The 17,988-nt window shown below is 62.7% G+C and carries 14 protein-coding genes; 13 read left to right on the top strand and 1 reads right to left on the bottom strand.

All coding sequences use genetic code 11. The features are described 5' to 3' along the window. Positions 1–253 precede the first annotated feature (253 nt). Positions 254–1,951, bottom strand: a complete 1,698-nt coding sequence (locus HGO40_RS27520; protein ID WP_250965604.1) for a sulfatase-like hydrolase/transferase — start codon at positions 1,949–1,951, stop codon at positions 254–256. Between the two features lie 375 nt (positions 1,952–2,326). Here HGO40_RS27520 and HGO40_RS27515 point away from each other — a divergent pair, with 375 nt between their 5' ends. The 13 genes from HGO40_RS27515 to HGO40_RS27455 all read left to right on the top strand — a co-directional run bounded on the left by HGO40_RS27515 (position 2,327) and on the right by HGO40_RS27455 (position 17,865). Beyond that, complete coding sequence (locus HGO40_RS27515) at positions 2,327–3,691, top strand: UDP-glucose dehydrogenase family protein (RefSeq protein WP_250965603.1); 1,365 nt, start codon at positions 2,327–2,329, stop codon at positions 3,689–3,691. Continuing rightward, positions 3,688–4,743 carry an NAD-dependent epimerase gene (locus tag HGO40_RS27510; protein ID WP_250965602.1) on the top strand — a complete coding sequence of 352 codons (1,056 nt, stop codon included), beginning with the start codon at positions 3,688–3,690 and terminating at the stop codon, positions 4,741–4,743. The genes HGO40_RS27515 and HGO40_RS27510 overlap by 4 nt, the downstream gene beginning before the upstream one ends. Continuing rightward, complete coding sequence (locus HGO40_RS27505) at positions 4,740–5,486, top strand: sugar transferase (RefSeq protein ID WP_250965601.1); 747 nt, start codon at positions 4,740–4,742, stop codon at positions 5,484–5,486. Before HGO40_RS27510 ends, HGO40_RS27505 begins: the two co-directional genes overlap by 4 nt. Further along, entirely contained in the window at positions 5,487–6,131 is a 645-nt protein-coding gene (locus tag HGO40_RS27500) for a CpsD/CapB family tyrosine-protein kinase (RefSeq protein ID WP_250965600.1), read from the top strand. It begins immediately after the preceding gene. A 20-nt stretch (positions 6,132–6,151) separates the two neighbouring features. Beyond that, on the top strand, positions 6,152–7,183 hold the full coding sequence (locus HGO40_RS27495) for a polysaccharide biosynthesis/export family protein (protein WP_250965599.1): 1,032 nt from the start codon (positions 6,152–6,154) through the stop codon (positions 7,181–7,183). Positions 7,184–7,189: 6 nt separating this feature from the next. Continuing rightward, positions 7,190–8,782, top strand: a complete 1,593-nt coding sequence (locus HGO40_RS27490) for a GumC family protein (protein WP_250965598.1) — start codon at positions 7,190–7,192, stop codon at positions 8,780–8,782. Then, complete coding sequence (locus HGO40_RS27485; RefSeq protein ID WP_250965597.1) at positions 8,779–9,882, top strand: glycosyltransferase family 4 protein; 1,104 nt, start codon at positions 8,779–8,781, stop codon at positions 9,880–9,882. The genes HGO40_RS27490 and HGO40_RS27485 overlap by 4 nt, the downstream gene beginning before the upstream one ends. Further along, positions 9,879–11,249, top strand: coding sequence for an O-antigen ligase family protein (locus HGO40_RS27480; protein ID WP_250965596.1), 1,371 nt, complete (start codon positions 9,879–9,881; stop codon positions 11,247–11,249). The genes HGO40_RS27485 and HGO40_RS27480 overlap by 4 nt, the downstream gene beginning before the upstream one ends. Next, a complete protein-coding gene (locus HGO40_RS27475) occupies positions 11,246–12,205 on the top strand; it encodes a glycosyltransferase (protein ID WP_250965595.1) in 960 nt (319 codons plus the stop codon). The genes HGO40_RS27480 and HGO40_RS27475 overlap by 4 nt, the downstream gene beginning before the upstream one ends. After that, positions 12,198–13,334: a glycosyltransferase family 2 protein gene (locus HGO40_RS27470; protein WP_250965594.1), complete on the top strand. Its 1,137-nt coding sequence runs from the start codon at positions 12,198–12,200 to the stop codon at positions 13,332–13,334. Before HGO40_RS27475 ends, HGO40_RS27470 begins: the two co-directional genes overlap by 8 nt. Before the next feature lie 12 nt (positions 13,335–13,346). Next, positions 13,347–14,351 carry a polysaccharide deacetylase family protein gene (locus HGO40_RS27465; RefSeq protein WP_250965593.1) on the top strand — a complete coding sequence of 335 codons (1,005 nt, stop codon included), beginning with the start codon at positions 13,347–13,349 and terminating at the stop codon, positions 14,349–14,351. Then, a complete protein-coding gene (locus tag HGO40_RS27460) occupies positions 14,348–15,652 on the top strand; it encodes an oligosaccharide flippase family protein (protein ID WP_186708605.1) in 1,305 nt (434 codons plus the stop codon). The genes HGO40_RS27465 and HGO40_RS27460 overlap by 4 nt, the downstream gene beginning before the upstream one ends. 263 nt (positions 15,653–15,915) lie before the next feature. Further along, entirely contained in the window at positions 15,916–17,865 is a 1,950-nt protein-coding gene (locus tag HGO40_RS27455) for a hypothetical protein (RefSeq protein WP_250965605.1), read from the top strand. Positions 17,866–17,988: the final 123 nt, after the last annotated feature.

Here is a 17,988-nt window from a genome sequence, read left to right as displayed (position 1 = left end):
TGCTATCGCGAGCAAGCTCGCTCCCACAAGGGTTTCGGGAGCACCACGGTCCTGTGGCGCGGGAGCTTGCTCCCGCTTGAGTGCGCAGCGCTCATCGCTTTTTTTGGGGCCGCTGCGCGACCCAGCGGGAGCAAGCTCCCTCGCCACAGGGTCGTGCAAGACCTTGTGGGTATCCAACATCATCGCAAACTGACCCTCCGCCATCGCGAGCAAGCTCGCTCCCACAAAGAGCCCAGCGCATAGGGGCCTTCAATCAATGCCCCGCCGCCATTTCGGCCTGGCCGGCAGGCGGCGTCACGATATGGTCCAGGTCAATATGCTTCCACTCCGGTTTCGCCCCCAACCGCGCATTGAAACGATAGTTGAACGTAAACTCATCCTCCGTCGGCTGGCTCAACGACCTGCCATAAACCGATTCAACCCCAACCGGGTCATACCCCATCAACTGCAACAGCGTCGGAAAGATGTTGTAGTGGCTCGAACGATCCTTGTTCCGCGCCCAGGCGCCACGCCAATCAAGACTATTGAATTGGCGACCCTGGATCACCACCAACGGCACCAACCCCTCTTCAGGCATCGGGTCGCCACCGCAATGAGTGTTGAGCCCAGGATTGCCACGCTCGTGCAGATCCTGGCCATGGTCGGAGGTGTAGATCAGCACCGCTCGGCTCAAGTCGGCCTGCTGGAAGACTCGCTTGAAGAACTCGCCAACGTTCCACTGCAAGGTGTTCTGGTACGCGTTGCGGTACAGCAACCAGTCATCTTTCTGCCCATCGAAGCCGTCGCGGCTGCCGGTATCGGCCACTTCCTGGTACTGCCCGCGCGGCAAGGCCGGGCGGTAATTCATGAAGTCGTCGGGGTATTTGTCGTGTACCGGGAAATGCGCCCCCACCTTGTTGATCACCACCAGTTCAGCCTGGTGATCGTCCAGCAGTTCGATCAACTTCGCCGCCGCCGCCATGTCGCGGTCGCGCACGCGGGTCTGGTCGAATTGGACGAATTCATCGATGTCCTGCTTTTCCAACTCGGTCATCAGGTTCTGCAAGTTGCCACCGGTGCGCTGGGCGTCGATGTAGACGGTACGCAAGCCGGCCTTTTTGGCGTACTGCCAGATCGACGGCCGAGTGCTGTTGATGCGTATGTAGTCGGTCCGCGTCCCCCCGTAGCGCAAGGTGACATTGGTGTCGGCGCTGCAATTGGCAATGGACGCCGCGTAGCCGAAATTGAACATATCCACGCCCTCGGGCGGTGTCTTCAGGCCGCTGCGCACGCCAAACGGGGTGTTGATATCCAGGTAATTGCCGCCGACGCTTTCGTCGATGATCAGCACTATGTCCTGCTCGATCAAGGATGATCGCCGCGTTAGGGTGACCGGCTCCCGGGGACCGATCGTGCTGTGCAAGGACTCGTAGGCCAAGAGATTCAAATAGGCCAACGGCGTGTACATCACCGGCAGGCCGCGCGCACCTTCGCCCGCCCGCACGAACAACACGCCACTGAGCAACATCACCCCCAGCACGGGCGCGACCACAGGCAGATAACCGGGCACTCGCAGCGTTCGTCGAGGCTTGAGAGCGATGCCGAACAACAGCAACAAGCCACCGATCACCGCGTTGATGATCACCTCGCGGTATTGATAGGCAGCCTCCTGGATAAAACCTCCCGAGTACACCAGCGAAACGAACTGGCTGTAGGTCAGGTAGCTGTCCGTGACCTGGGTGTACACCTCGAAAAACACCGCCGAAACAAACAACGCCAAGGCAAACACATGCCTCACTAACGTCTGGCGGATGTAGGCGCTCAACCACAGCGCCAGCACCAGCACCACGAACATGGCGCCGAACAGCACGGTCGCCAAGCCCAGGCCCAACGCGTCGAGACGGTCGAGGTAAGCGTCGTACCCCTTGAGCAGGTACAAAAGCAGGAGCAATTCCTTGAGGTAGCGGGCCATGTTTTCCTCGACCGGATCGCGGTGTCAAAAGCACTTCGTTCCTGCACGTTAGCAGCCGGTTTTCAAAGCGCAAGAAACGTCCACCCACAACACGCGTCAAAAAAAAGTTACCCCAAAAACGACACGAAAATAGGTAACGAAATATAAAAATCTATGGATAACGACCGTTTATCGCTTTGTTAAATGCCGGACATCCCCAGTAAAACAGCCACTTTGCTAGAACAGTCAATGACTTGATATCAAAAGGCCCGATTTCACATGAATTGCCAACACTGACAACTGTCATTTTGCTGACACGCTTTTCTGAAGCTGCGCTATACCCCTCTAAACAGTTTCATCCGAGTTACATCATTCGGTTTGCGAGGCGCGCCAAAAATGGACGTGAGCGTATTTGGTACGGGGTATGTCGGGCTGATCCAGGCGGCTGCAATGGCCGCCGTCGGACACCGCGTTTTATGCATCGATATCGACCCGAACAAGATCCGGCAACTGCAACAGGCTGTGCCAACCATCAGCGAGCCGGGACTGTCCAATCTTCTCGAAGACAACATCAAGGCCGGACGCTTGTCGTTCAGCTCCCAGGCCAGCGACGCGGTCAATCATGGCGAGCTGATCTTCATCGCCGTCGGCACGCCCGCCGATGAAGACGGCTCGGCCGACCTGAGCCATGTGCTGGCGGTCACCCGGCAGATCGCCGATTTCATGGACAGCGACCGCACCCTGGTCATCAAGTCCACGGTGCCGGTGGGCACCGCCGCCAAGGTGGCCGAATGCGCCCGCCAGGCATTGGCCCGGCGCGGCCTGAAACAGCTGAACGTACGCGTCGTGTCCAATCCCGAGTTTCTCAAGGAAGGCAGCGCCCTGGCCGATTGCATGCGTCCGGACCGGATCATTGTCGGCACCGCCGATCCGGTGGCCCGCGACCAGATGACGGAGCTCTACGCGCCCTTCTGCCGCAACCACGAAAAACTGATGTTCATGGACAACCGCAGCGCCGAACTGACCAAGTACGCCGCCAACGCCATGCTCGCCACCCGCATCAGTTTCATGAACGAACTGGCCAACCTCACCGAACGGCTGGGCGCCGACATCGAAGCGGTGCGCAAAGGCATCGGCTCGGACCCGCGCATCGGCTATCACTTCATCTACCCCGGCTGCGGTTTTGGCGGTTCGTGCTTTCCCAAGGACCTGCGGGCCCTGCTGCACACCGCCGAACAAAGCGGCATGCCACTGCGCCTGCTGCGCAGCGTCACCGACGTCAACGACAGCCAGCGGCACATCCTCTTCGAAAAACTGGCCAAGCAGTTCCAGGATGGCCTGGCCGGCAAGTCGATTGCCATCTGGGGCCTGGCGTTCAAGCCCAACACCGATGACATGCGCGAAGCCCCCAGCCGCTACCTGATGGAAGCCCTGTGGCGCGAAGGCGCACGGGTCCAGGCCTACGATCCGGAAGCCATGTCCGAATGCCGTCGCCTCTACGGCTATCGCAAAGACCTCAACCTCTGCGCGCCCCGTGATGACACCCTGGAAGACGCCGATGCCCTGGTGATTTGCACTGAGTGGAAGAACTTTCGCGTGGTGGATTTCGACCTGCTGGCCAGCAAGTTGCGCGCCCGGGTGATCATCGATGGCCGCAACCTGTACAACCCCGAACACCTGGCCGCCGCCGGGCTGTTGTATCGCGGTATCGGGCTGCGGCACACCGTGCCCGGCACCCCGGCGCCAGGGCCACAAGCATGAACATCCTGGTCACCGGCGCAGCCGGTTTCATCGGGGCCCACGTCGTGCTGCGGCTGCTGCGCGACGGCCATCGGGTGTGCGGGCTGGATAACTTCAACGACTACTACGACCCGCAGCTCAAGCACGACCGCGTGGCCTGGGTGAACGGCCAGGTCGGCAGCTTCCCCTTGGCGCGGCTCGACCTGGCCGACGCGCCGGCCATTGATGAACTGTTCCAAACCCGACGCCCGGACGTGGTGATTCACCTCGCGGCCCAGGCCGGCGTGCGCTACTCCCTGGAAAACCCCCAGGCCTATGTCGACAGCAACATCACCGGGATCCTGAACATCCTGGAAAACTGCCGTCGGTACCCGGTCAAGCACTTGATCTACGCCTCCTCGAGCTCGGTGTACGGCGCGAACACGCGCATTCCTTATTCAGTCCAGGACAACGTCGACCACCCGTTATCGCTGTATGCGGCGAGTAAAAAAGCCAACGAACTGATGGCCCACAGCTATAGCCACCTGTTTGGCATTCCCTGCACCGGCCTGCGCTTCTTTACGGTGTACGGCCCTTGGGGCCGGCCGGACATGTCGCCGATCCAGTTTGCCCGCGCCATCGCCGAAGACCGGGTGCTGCAACTGTTCAACCACGGCGAGCACCAGCGGGATTTCACCTACATCGACGACATCGTCGAAAGCATCGCCCGCCTGATCGACCGTGCGCCCCAGGTCACGCCTTTGCTGGACCACGAACAACCGGACCCGGCCACCAGCCGCGCGCCCTGGCGGATCTACAACATCGGCGGCCAGCACCCGGTGGCGCTGCGCACCTACGTCGCGCTGCTGGAAAAACACCTGGGACGAACCGCCCGCATCGAACTGCTGCCCCTGCAAGCCGGCGATGTGCTCAACACCTGCGCCGATGCCAGTGACCTGGCACGGGCCACCGGTTTCCGGCCGTGCATCGCACTGGACGACGGCCTGGGTCGTTTCATCCAGTGGTTCCTCGATTACTACCCACTGCCTGCCCACGCGCCGCTCGCGGCCCAACCTCAGCGGAGGAGTCTATGACCCGACATGAACAAGCCATCGAGATCAACGCCCCCGGGCGCGACAAACGTGTCGATCCCGACCACCGCAGGCGCCTGGACGCGGCCATCCACCGCCAGGGCCGTGGATGGTTGACCGGTCGCGACGGCGGCCGGCCCTGGACGGTCTCGCGCACCAACCGTGTCGTGGCCTGCCTCGGCGCGCTGGCGATCCTGGTGGTGTTCTGCCCGCTGTTGCTGGGCCTGGCACTGCTGGTCAAATTTTCCAGCCCGGGCCCGGTGCTGTTCATACAGAAGCGCACCGGTTATCGCGGGCGGGTGTTCGGCATGTACAAATTCCGCACCATGGTCGCCGACGCCGAGGCTCTCAAGGAGTCGCTGCGCCACCTCAACAAACACGGCGCCGATGCCATCGATTTCAAGATCGACAACGCCCCGCGCATCACGCCCATCGGCCGATTCCTGCGGCGCAGCAGCCTCGACGAACTGCCGAACCTGATCAACGTAGTGACCGGCGACATGCGCCTGGTGGGTCCGCGGCCGACCTCGTTCAACGCCTATCGCTACAAGGACAACCATCTTGTGCGCCTGAGCATCTACCCCGGCATGACCGGCCTGTGGCAGATATCCGGGCGCAGCAATATCGACTTCGACCAGCGCGTGGAATTGGACCTCAGCTACATCGCTGAACAAAGCCTGTGGCTGGATTTGAAGATCCTGATGCTAACCCCCTTCAAAGTTTTCAGCGGCCACGGAGCGAGTTAAATGGACGGTTCAACGAATATCCTGACCATAGCCAGCCCGAGCGAGACCAACCTGACCTCGACCGTGCTCGACCCTTCCCTGCGGATCCTGCTCTTGACGTCCGCCAACACCGGTACCGGCACCAGCACCAGCGCCATGGCGCTGGCCGCGCAACTGGCTCAGATGAGCAACGGTCGCGTCCTGCTGGTGGATGCCAGCCAGTCACCGCGCAACCTCAGCCAACAGCTGTCGTTGCACAAGGAGCGCGGCTTCACCGACCTGCTGTTCAACAGCCTTGCCCCGCCCCTGTTGCAGGATTGCGTGGTGCAGGCGTCCAGCCTGCCCTTCGACGTGCTGCCCCACGGTCGCCTCGGCCGTAATGCTGACCACCTGAGCCCCGAGCGCCTGCGCCCGTTGTTCAGGCAACTGGCGGCGCAATACCGCTTTGTGGTGATCGACGGCGACGCGGTGTATTCGGCCAGCGACACCCTGGTGCTCAGCACCCAGGTGGATGGCGTGGTGCTGGTGGTGCGCGGTGAAGACACCCGCTGGGAAGTGGCCCAGGCCGCCCGTCAGCGCCTTTCAAAAGCCGGCTCGAAAGTGGTCGGCAGCGTGTTCAACCGCCGCAAGTACTACATGCCCAAGTGGCTCTACAACAACCTGTAAGCCTGCAAAAGGATGACGAGATGAACGCCAAGATGCTTGTCCTGCTGTTGCTGCCGCTTGCCGGTTGCTCCAGCACCACCGATACCCGCTCGATGCCGGTGCAGATCCTCACGGCCGCGCCGGCCAACGCCCAGGCCACGGACATGCCCAGGGTCGAACAAACCCTGAGGCCCCAGGATGTGCTGGATGTGATTTTTCACATCGACACGACCTCGTCCCAGGCTTATCGAGTGCAACCTGGCGATCAGGTTGCCTTGAACTTCACCGCCGCCAGCCAGCTCAACGGCACGCAACAGGTGATGCCCGACGGCAGCATCGAACTGCCGGGCGCCAACACCTCGGTGAAAGTCGCCGGCCTGCCCACCGACGAAGCCCGCCTGGCGGTGCAGCGTGCCTACCTCCAGAAGAAGCTGTTCCAACCCAACCGCAACCAATTGACCGTTCTGGTGACGAGCCCGCTGTCCGGCGAGACGAACTTGCGCAACACCCTGACCCACCCGGCCACGGGCATGAGCCGGGAAATCATCGTGGGCCGGGATGGCTACGCCAGCTTCCCGGAAATCGGCTCGGTGCCGTTGCAAGGCATGACCGTCACCCAACTGGAAACCTTCCTCAACGAGCGCTACGCGCAACTGCCCGGCCACATGACGGTGGATGTGCTGCTCAAGTCCACCGCCGGCAACGAGATCTATGTCCTCGGCGAAGTGGCGCAACCCGGTTCCTACCCGATCCGCCGGCCGATCTCGGTCCTCGAGGCCCTGACCCTGGCTCGTGGCACCAACGTCAAGGCCAGGCTCGACTCGGTGGTGATCATGCGTCGCAACGGCAATCAGGTTGAAGCCCGCCACTACGACGTGGAGAAGGCCCTGAGCGGTGACGCCTCGCAGATCGCCTACCTGCAACCGGAAGACATGCTGTATGTGCCCAAGACCGGCTTGGCCAAAGCCGGTGAAATGGCCAGGCAACTGGCCGATGTGGTGCTGTTCCAGGGCGTTGGCGTCAGCTTCGGCTACGACCTCGACAACGACAGCAGCGGCAACTGCCCCAGGTGAATGATCATGACCCCCAAGGAAAACTATCTGCACGAGTTCTTCAGGATCTTCTTTGCCAACAAGCAGTGGGTGAAGCGCGTCTTCCTGATTTTCGCCATGATCGCCCTGGTGCTGCCGTTGATGCTCAAGCAGAGCTTCGACATCACCGCCCAGGTGATCGTCCAGTCGAAAAAGCTCTCCCAGGGCGACGCCACCACGTCGCTGAACCAGGAAAACGCCACCTTCATCCCGCCGTCCCTGGCGGACATGGAAACCGAGAGCAATATCCTGCGCTCGCCGGCGCTGATCCGGCAGACCATCAGTGTCCTGCGCGAACAGGGTGAATACACCCCAAGCCCCGGCATTCTCAACAAATGGGTGAGCGAACCGCTCAAGCGCTACATCACCCAGCCCCTGCGCGAGTACGTCGTCAATCCGCTGCGCGATGGCCTGGGGCTTGAGGTCGATCCGGTGCGCGACACCGTGCTCGATACCCTGACCGACGAGGCCATCGAAAACCTGAAGATCGAGACGCTGCCCGGCTCGAACGTCATCTCCATTGTCTACAGTTTCGGCGACCCGGCCCAAGGCACCCGGTTCGTGGCGCAACTGCTGCAGAACTACCTCAGCAACCGCCAGGACCTGCAGTCGATCGAACTGCCGCAGACCTTCTACGAGCAGAAGAAAGCCCAATACCAGACGCGCCTTGACGGCTTGGAAGGCAACCGCCTGACGCTGCTTGAAGACGTCGGCTCTTCCGATCCCAAGGAAGAAATCACGTTCCGCTTGAATGCGATCAACACCGAGGAGCAGGCCCTGAACCTGTACCGGGATCGCCTGCTGCAAAGCCAACGCTGGCTCGATTACCTCAAGACCAGCCTGGCGGCGGCGAACAGCTCGCGGTTCAACGACTACACCTTCCCGTTCACCTTCACCACCTCCGTGGACAACATCGCCTTCGAAGACCGGGAAATCCGGCAAATGGGCGAGCAATTGACCAGCCAGGTGAGCCGCTACATGAACGACCTGGCGATCTTCCAGCCCAGCAGCGAACCCATGCTGCTGGCCCGGGAGCAGATCGTGCGCACGCGCCAGCAGTTCCTCAAAGTGGTGAACAACCGCATCCAGGAACGCACCACCGACCTGGCGGTGGTCAGCTCGGTGATCAATCAGAAAGTCGAACGCATCGCAGCCTTCAAGGAACGCATCCACCAGTTGCAGGAAACCCAGAGCAAGCTGCGGCAGATGGACACCGAGATCAACGCCCTGCATGCGGCCTTCTCGACTTATGCCCACCGCTTTGCCGAGGCCAGCACCGCGCGTTCGCTGGACAACGACCTGTCCAACGCCCGGGTCCTGAGCCCGCCGTTCGAACCCACCGCCGCGGCCTTTCCCAAGCCGATGCTGATCATTGTCTTCGGCATGTTCAGTGGCCTGCTGCTGGCGATCGCCCTGGTCTATGTGCGTGAGTTCTTCGACCATCGCTTCAAGCACCCAGCGCAAATCAGCCAGCAACTGGATCTGCCGGTCTTGCTGGTGATCAACGAGCAGTCACCCGAGCAGATCAATCCACACCGCAACTGGAGCCTGCCCAGCCTTGTCCATTGGGTGAGAAATTGAACGCGCCGTTCGGCCCGTCCCGCCATGACAGCCCCTTGTCGATCATTCATTTGCTCGACAGCGGCGGCTTCTATGGGGCCGAGCGGATGCTGCTCGATCATTGCCTGGCGACACCCGGCCAACATCAGGTGGTGTTCCTGGCGGCGCCGCCGACCTTGATCACGCGGTTCCGCCAGGCCGGAGTCGATTGCCACCACTGCGCCAGTTGGGCCGAGTTGTTGCAACATTTGCGGCAACGGCGCGCCGAGCGACCACTGATCAATACCCACAACTTCAAGGGTCTGTTGTTCGGCTGGTCGGCGGCCACTATGCTGCGCCTGCCGCTGGTGATTACCCAGCACGGCTTCACGCCGCGCAGTCCAAAGCAGCGGTTCTATACGTGGCTGAGCCTGCAACTGTGCCGTACCGCACCGGTCAAGCGGGTGGTTTGCGTGGCCGAAAGCATCGCGGCGCTGCACCGCCAGGCCAGCGTGAAAGCGGAAAAACTCGATGTGATCCCCAACGGCCTGCCCGCCGTCACGACGCCGCTGCCCCACCACGCCGACAGGCAGCGCTGGCGGGTCGGCTACGTCGGTCGGTTGAGCAGCGAGAAGGGCCCGGACCTGTTCCTCGACGCGATGATCCCGCTGTGCCAGCGCCATGCGTCGCTGCACGCGGTGATGCTTGGCGACGGCCCGGAACGCCAGTCCTTGCTCAAACGCATCACCGATGCCGGGCTGCCCACACGCATCGAACTGCCTGGTTATCAGACAGACATGGACGGCTGGTGGAGCCGCCTCGATGCGCTGGTGATCAGTTCACGCACCGAAGGCACGCCGATGATCCTGCTCGAAGCCATGCAGGCCGGCGTGCCGGTGGTGGCGTTCGGCGTCGGCGGCATTCCCGATATCCTGCAAGACCGCCACAACGGCCTGCTCGCTACACCGGCCGACAGCGAGGCGCTGGCCCGCCAAATCGAAACGCTGTTCAGCGAACCGCCCCTGGCGCGAATCCTCGCCGACAACGCGCGGTGCACCCAACGCGACCGCTACGACCTGCGCACGCTGGCCGAACGCTGGTCACAACTCTATATCCGCACGGCACGGGAGGCTCGACCATGATCGTCGCGCTCTCGATCGTCAGTCTGCTGGGGCTGGTCTGCCTGGCATTGCTGGCCAGTCCTTATCCGTTCCTGGCACCAGGCGCAGTGTTCGGCCTGGTGGGCGTCGCCATGCTGTACCGCAAGCCCAGCTGGGGTTTGCTAGGCATTGCCGCGCTGCTGCCGTTCGAAGGCCTGTTCAAGGACAACGCGTTTTCCGGCAGCAAATTCCTCGGCATAGCGCTGATCCTGATCCTGATGCTGCAGTTGGCCTTGCACCAGATCCCAGGGACGCGCTTGCGCAGCAATATCTGGAAGCCGTTACTCGGCTTCATGGCGTTGTATGGCCTGAGCCTGTTGATCTCGGAAAACATCGGCGTGTCCCTGACGCATCTGCGTGAACTCGCCGTAGGGCTGATTCTGTTTGTGATCGCGCTGCTGATCGGCCGCGAGCTGAACCTGGATATGTTCGCCCGGCTGATGACGGTGAGCGTCGCCACGGCCTGCGTGCTCGCGATGTTTTCAGCCCGGTACCAGGATCAGGGCCGCGCCTCGGGGTTGCTGGAAGACCCGAACGCCTTTGCACTGTTGATTGCCTTTACCGTACCGCTGGCATTGCTGCTGACCCTACGCAGCCAGAACCTGTTGCACCGGTTGTTCTGGGGTGGCGCTTTCATCCTGTTGTTGGGCGGGATGACCAAGACCGAATCGCGTTCAGGGCTGGTTGTGCTGTTGCTCAGTCTGATGATCGGCTTGTATCACTATCGGGCGCAGCTACCTCGCATACGTCCTCGGCACCTGGGGTTCGCGATGCTCGGCCTGGCACTCATGGTTCCGGTGACAGTCGCCGTGATGCCGGCTGGCTACGTGGCACGCATCCAGTCGTTGAGCATCCTCAGTTCCGGCACCAATGCCCACAAGGACGGTTCCTTGGGTCGTCGCGCCTCCTACATTGTGGTGGGCAGCCAGATGATCCGAGAAAATCCGATTCTCGGTTCCGGCCCCGGGACGTTTCCGCAGCACTACGCCCCCACCGGCTACGCGAAGGCATTCTCGGCCAATCGCAAAATGGGCGATCTGTACCGCCAGGCCCATAACACCTACCTGGAAATCTTCAGCGAAATCGGCGTACCAGGCGGCTTGATGTTTGTCGCTACGATTGGGCTGGGCCTCTATAACCTGATGCGCGCGCGCCAACTCTGGCTCCAGCGCCGGGACTGGGCCCAGGCGGACCTGCTGACGCACTTGGGCATGAGTTTCCTGTCGCTGGCGTTGTTCCTGATATTCCTCAGCGCGCCGAACCACAAGTTGCTGTGGATCATGCTCGCCTTGACCAGCATTTTGCGCTACGACGCCGAACAGGCCGAGCCGCAGGAGGCCCGTTCATGAGCCGCGTAAGCATCATTATCCCGATGTACAACGAGGCCCGGCACATCGGCCGTACACTGCTGGCGGCGCTGGAAGCGGCTCGCCAGGCGCGGCTGGATTGCGAGTTGATCGTGGTGGACAACGGCTCCGACGACCACGGTCCGCGCATCGCCAATGAGCTGGGCGCGCGGGTGTTGATCGTACCTGGCGTGCACATCGGTGCCCTGCGCAACCGTGGCGCGGCGGTCGCCAGTGGGGAATGGCTGGCGTTCATCGACGCCGACATGGAAATGCCGGCCGACTGGCTCAAGTCACTGCTCGAAATGGAAGGCCGCCAGGGCGATGTGCTGGCGCTTGACCTGGATACGCCCGGCCAAGCGCCGTGGTTTGCACAGGCTTGGCAGCGCCGCAGTCAGCGTCCGGGCTCCCGCCCCTTGCATCGCGTGCAATGGTTACCCAGCGCCAATCTGTTGATGCGTCGCGCCTGGTTCGAACGGGTCGACGGTTTCGACGAGACCCTGCGCACGGGTGAAGACAAGGATTTCTCCCTGCGCCTGCGCCAAGCCGGTGCGCAGTTGTTGCTGGTCAACGAAAGCGTGGCCCTGCACTGGGGCTATGAAGGCAGCTGGCGCGAATGGATGAGCAAGGAGCTGTGGCGCCAGGGCAGTCACTGGCAGTTGTTGCGCAGCCACGGGCCGAGCCTGCGCCTGCTGCGGTTTCCCGCGCTGTCCATTGGCACCTGGGGCATGGATTTGCTGGCACTGATCGCCTTGCTTCAAGGCCAGGCGCGCCTGGGGCTGATGCTGTTGTTCATCAGCACATTGCCGGCCTTGGTGCTGAGCCTGCGCCAGAGCCAACGCGACCCGCGCCTGGCCTTGCAACTGTGGACCTTGCACGGGGTGCGCCTGCACCTGACCGGTGCCGCGCTGCTGCTCAATCTTTTCCAACGGAACGTCAGGAGACCTGCCCGTGGCTGAATATCTGTATTGGTCTTGCCTGTTGCTGCCGGTATACGCCTACCTCGGCTACCCCGTGCTGTTGACCTTGCTCGCCCCGCTGTTTCCGGTACGCCGCTACATCACGGCAGTGCCCATGGACGTCAGCGTCATCATTGCTGCCCATAACGAGGCGCGGCACATCGAAGCGAAATTGCGCACGCTGCTGGCCCAGGATTACCCGGCGCGCTCGCTGCAAATCATCCTTGCCAGCGACGGTTCCACGGACGACACGGTGGCCTGCGCGCGCAACGTCATCGACCCGCGGATTACCGTGCTCGACCTGCCACGCCAGGGCAAGGCGGCCGCCCTCAATACCGGCGTGGCCCACAGCAGCGGCGACATCCTGGTGTTCACCGCTGCCGACAATCAATGGTTTCCCGACACCCTCGGCCATCTGCTGGTACCGCTAGGGGATCCTGAGGTTGGCGCCTGTGCCGGCCATATGGAGATTCCCGTGCCGGGCAAGGGCCTGAGCCTGGGCGATAGCCTGTATCGGCACTACGAAGGCTGGTTGCGGCGGGTGGAGAGTCGCACCGACTGCATGGTCTCGGCCGACGGTGCCCTGTTGGCTTTACGCAGGGTTCTGTTCCAGCCGATCCCAGCCCAGGTCAACGATGACTTTTTCCTCAGCACCTGCGCGCCGGCCGCCGGCAAATCCATCGTCTACGTACCCCCAGCCCGGGTGACCGACCAGGGCGTGGACGAAGCCGACAAGCAGTTTCGCCGCCGCCAGCGAGTCACCGTCGGTGGGTTGCAGAGCCTGGCCCAGCGCCGGGAGCTACTTAACCCGCTGCGTCACGGCCTCTACGCCATCGGGTTGATCAGCCACAAATTGATCCGCCGCCTGGCGCCGGTGTTGCTCTTGCCGCTGTTGCTGAGCAACGCCTGGCTGTGGGACGACCATCCGTTCTATCGCCTGAGCCTGGTGGCGCAGTTGCTCGGCTACGCCATGGCACTGGTCGGCTTGATGGACGCCGGCCACCGGTTGCCGCGGCCCTTTCGCCTGGCGGCGTTCGTGCTGGTGACACTGGCGGGCATGAGTATCGGGCTCTGGCAGTTCCTGCGGGGCCAGCGCTACAGCCAATGGACCCCCGAGCAGAATCGCTAAGGAGAAGGGCCGATGTCGATCAAACACGTCTTCAAGCGCACCGGCGGCTGGTTGTACCTGAACACGTCCCTGGGCCGCCACCCCCTGCGTGGCGCCGGCGTGATCCTGATGTTGCATCGCGTGTTGAACAACGACCGCGCCGCCGAATTGCCCCATCGCAACGAGCTGTGCGTGGGGCCCGATGCGTTTGAACATTTGCTGATCTGGCTGCAACGGCATTTCGAATGTGTGCCGCTGATGACCCTCTTGCTCGCCGACCCTGAAAGCGTCCCCAACCGGCCGCGAGTGGCCCTGACCTTCGACGATGGCTGGCGCGACAACGCCATGAATGCCTTTCCGTTGCTGCGCCAATACCAGGTGCCGGCGAGTATTTTCCTGTCCACCGACTTCGTCGGCAGTCGCCAGCACTTCTGGTGGGAAAGCATCGGCGAAACCCTGTGGGGCAGCCACGGACAGGTGGCACGGCATTCGCTGATCGAGCAGCTGCAACACGTCGGGCGGCCGTTGCCGGTGCTGCTCGATGATATCGACGATGAGCGCCGCAGCCTGGCGCTGCTGCATTATCTGCAAAGCCTCAAGACCCTCGATCCGCGCACCTTGAGCGACCTCACGCAGGCCTGCCCGCACGGCTCGCAACCCCAAGCGCTGGACTGGCCCCAGGTGCGCCTGCTCGAAGATTCCGGCCTGGTCCGCTTCGGCCCCCATGGCGCCAGCCACGCGATCCTGACCGGGCTGGACGACCAGCGCCTGCATGAAGAACTGACCCGCAGTTGGACAGCCCTGGAAAACGGCTGCGCCCAACCTTTGCCGGTGTATTGCTACCCCAACGGCGATAACGACGCTCGCGTGCGCCAACAGGTGGCGGCCCACGGTTTTGCCTTCGCCCTGGGCACCGAGGCCGGGCTGTATCGCAACGATGGCGACCCTTTGAACCTGCCGCGTTTCGGCGTCAGCCAGCGCAACGCCTGCCACCCTGAATTGTTGGCCTGGCGCATTCGCCAAGGAGCCCGTTCATGAATCGCGCACATTACATCAGGCTTTTGGTGTTGAGCATGGGCACGAGCCTGGCAATGATCGGCCTGCGCCTGCTGCGCAACGTGTTGCTGGCACGGATCCTGGGGCCCAGTGAACGCGGGCTGTTGGCACTGCTGAGCACCCTGCCGGACCTGATCAGCGCCACCACCAGTGGAGGCCTGAATTCTGCCGTGGGTTATCAGGCGGCGCAGCATCGCTCGATGAGCCTGTTGCTCAGCCACGTGCTGGTCTTCGGCTGCCTGCTGGCGGGGTTGCTGACGCTGCTGGTGGTGGCGCTGGTGCGCGGGTTCGGCGCCGAACTGGACATCACCCTGCAACTGGGGCTGCTGGCCTGGCTGCTGTTGCTGGCCGTGCCGCTGGCGGTACTCAAGAGCGGCCTGCTGACACTGCACAACGCCTCCGGTGGCGTCGGTGTGTTCAATGCCTTGCGGCTGATGGAATCCCTGGTCCCGCTGTTGCTGTTCGTGGCGCTGTTCTGGATGTGGAAAGACACGGCGCTGGAAGCGGCGCTGATCAGCTGGCTGGCGGGCCTGAGCCTGGTCGTACTGGCAGGCTGGATGTGGTTGCGCCGAGATCATGCGTTCACGCTGCGCTGGGATCGCACCGGCCAGAACGAACTGCTGCGTTACGGTGTCCGCAGTCATCCGGACCTTTTGTTCCAGCAACTGATGATGCGCTCGGATTACCTGTTCATCGGTGCACTGCTGGGCAGCACGGCGCTGGGGCACTACGCCATGGCCAGCGCCGCGGCTGAACTGCTGCATATCGTGCCGGAAGCGGTCACCACGCCACTGATGAAACGCCTGCTGCAGCAAGACACAGACATGAAGCGCCTGACCCCGCTGGCCTTGCGCCTGACCGCCACGGCCATGCTCGCCGCCTGCCTGGGCATGGTACTGGTCGGCGAATGGCTGATCGTCACCATGTTCGGCATCGCCTATCAACCGGCGTACCCGGCCCTGCTGGCGCTGCTGCCTGGGGTGTTCGGGTTGTGCTACGCGAGCATCCTGCGCCTGGACCTGCTGGGCAAGGGCCGCCCCGGCAGCGTTTCGTTGCTGATGGGCGTGGGGGCGCTATTGAACCTGGCGCTGAACCTGATCCTGATTCCGAGCTACGGCATCGTCGGCGCCGCCGCCGCTTCGTCCATCGCTTACTTGGGCGTGACCGTTGCCATGCTGGTGATGTATTGCCGCCTGAGCGGCGTGGCGCCGTGGCAGACACTGATTATCCTGCCCAGCGATTTGCTGCCGATGCGCCAGATGCTGTTGGGGAAATCCGCGTGAACACCGTTGCCAGCAAAACCGCCATCGCGAGCAAGCTCGCTCCCACAGGGTCCGGTATGTGTAAGCACCACAAATCCCTTGTGGGAGCGAGCCTGCTCGCGAAATCGGTGGATCAGTTGGCGCTGATGTTGCGTGTGACGGCGCCATCGCGAGCAGGCTCGCTCCCACAAAAGCCTGGCGCCGAGCACAATTTTCATGACCACCACAAATCAACTGTGGGAGCGAGCTTGCTCGCGATGAGGCCCGTGCAGCGCATGCTCAAAATGAGCGGTTGCCTGTGTTTCCTGCTTTTGGCCACCTCGGCCCAAGCCGCGTCCATGCAGTGGACCGGTATCCGTGACGGCAGCCTGTACCTGCAAACCGACCGTCCGGATGCTGTCACCGTACGCTGGGTGCCCGCCTGGCAGGCCGAGGCCAATGCCGAACACGTGTATCTGCTCGACGGCCACGGGCGGTTGGCGGGCGAACGCCTGGTCAAGGCCGACCAGGTGCGCGGAGAGCAACAATGGCCCTTGCTGCCCGGCGCCGCCAGTTATCGGTTGGAGATTCCCGGCTACAGTTTCCGGCGCTATAGCGTCGAACACGACGCCCGCACCCGCGCACTGTTTGCTCCGGCCAAGGTGCATTTCAGTGCTGAAGCCCACGATGGCGACGAACTGTATTTCAAAGTGGCAGCCGGCGAACAGGCGGTGCTGGCAGGCAAGTTCCACGGCGGCGCGCGGGCATTGCAAGCCCGGCGCGTCGCCGATGGCAAACAGCTGCAACTGAACCTCAAGCCGTACCGCGCCTATTGGCAGTTCGACCAAGTGGCCCTGCCGGTGACGGATGTTGAACAAGTCTGGCGCCTGCATGTACAGGGCAATGGCAAGCTGGCGTTCTGGCTGGACGGCACGGCCAACCTGTTCGCCCAGGACCCGGCGCACTTGCAACCGGTGCGCCAGGATCCGGGGCAGACCCACCTGACGCTACACGACGAGACGCTCGGCACGACCCCCAAGCTGGGCATATACCTGCCCTACGAATTACTGCCGCCCTCCAGCTACGCGATGCTCGATGCGCTCAAACCCCAGGCGGCAAGCCTCTACAGTTTTGTCGATGTCATGGCGGCCAAGGTCAATCATGAAGACGCCTTCCGACGTTTGTATCAGGGCCGCTTCGGCATCAGCCAGGACATCACCCTGCTGGCCGCTACCCAGCGCCGGGCGGATCTGCAGGCCGACCGGACCAGTCTCAGCGGTTTGCAAGCCTGGCTCATGTCGACCCGGGCTTCGGGCGGCAACGGTATCCATTACCTCAGTTTTGCCGATGAGCCAAACCTGAACTACCCAGACTTCGCCAGTTTCCAGCAACTGTTCCAGAGCATGGCGGCCCAGGTCCGCGCCGACCCTGCCAACGCACGCGCCGGTGTCCGCATCGCCATACCCGCCAGCTCCCGGTTCACCAACGGCCCCTTCACCGATAATGCGGCTGACAAGCGCGGGATCGACTGGGCACGGCGCCTGCTCGCGACGTCCGACGACCAGATCGACGCCTTGGCCTGGCACGAATGGATGATCCGCGACCTGCTGGCGACCCGGGTCTACCGCGACAGCGTCCGTCAGGCCGCCAACCTGGTGGGGCTGGACAGCCAGGGCCGGCCCCGCAAGGCGTTGCTGTTGGACCAGACCAATATGTCCAGCGGCTCGAGCCTCAGCCCTTACGACCAGGAAACCCACTACGCCGCCTTGTGGTGGACATCGGTGGCAATCAACGCCTCCGCGGATGGTTGGCTCGACATGCTCAACTGGTTCATGCTCGCCGACGAACCCGAATACCCCAAAGGCATGGTGCGGGTGCTGGACGACCAGCGCTTCGAGCTCAAGCCCGTGGGCCTGGCCCAGCAGTTCATCCAACAGCACTGGCTCGACCAGGTGCTGCGCCTGGACAACGACGCGTTTGAAGTCGACGTACTGGCCATGGCCACCGGAAAACAACGCAATCTGCTGGGCGTGAACAAAAGCACGCGAGCCCATCAGGTCAGCCTCGACGGCACGGCCTGCCCTCAGCCAGGCATGACCTTGATGTATTTCGGCCCGGACAACCGCAGCCACAGCGCTGCGCTTGAGTGCAAGGCCGGCCAGGTCGGGTTCCTCCTGCCAGGGGAAACCGTGTTCGCCCTCAGTTGGACAGCTCCCCTTCCCCCCAACCCTGCCACCCGTCAGGAGGCACCATGAACGCTCTGCAAACATTGCGTGATCGCATCCAGAAAAAAGGTCTGCGCGCCGTTCTAAAGCAGCTGTGCAGACGCTACGTATTTGCCCACACCCGACTGGTATGGCTGGAGCATGACATACGGA

It is taken from the genome of Pseudomonas sp. CG7, from assembly GCF_023701885.1.
Classification (GTDB): domain Bacteria; phylum Pseudomonadota; class Gammaproteobacteria; order Pseudomonadales; family Pseudomonadaceae; genus Aquipseudomonas; species Aquipseudomonas zanjanensis.
Note: the sequence above shows the minus strand (reverse complement) of the source record. Positions and strands in the feature narration are given on the sequence as shown.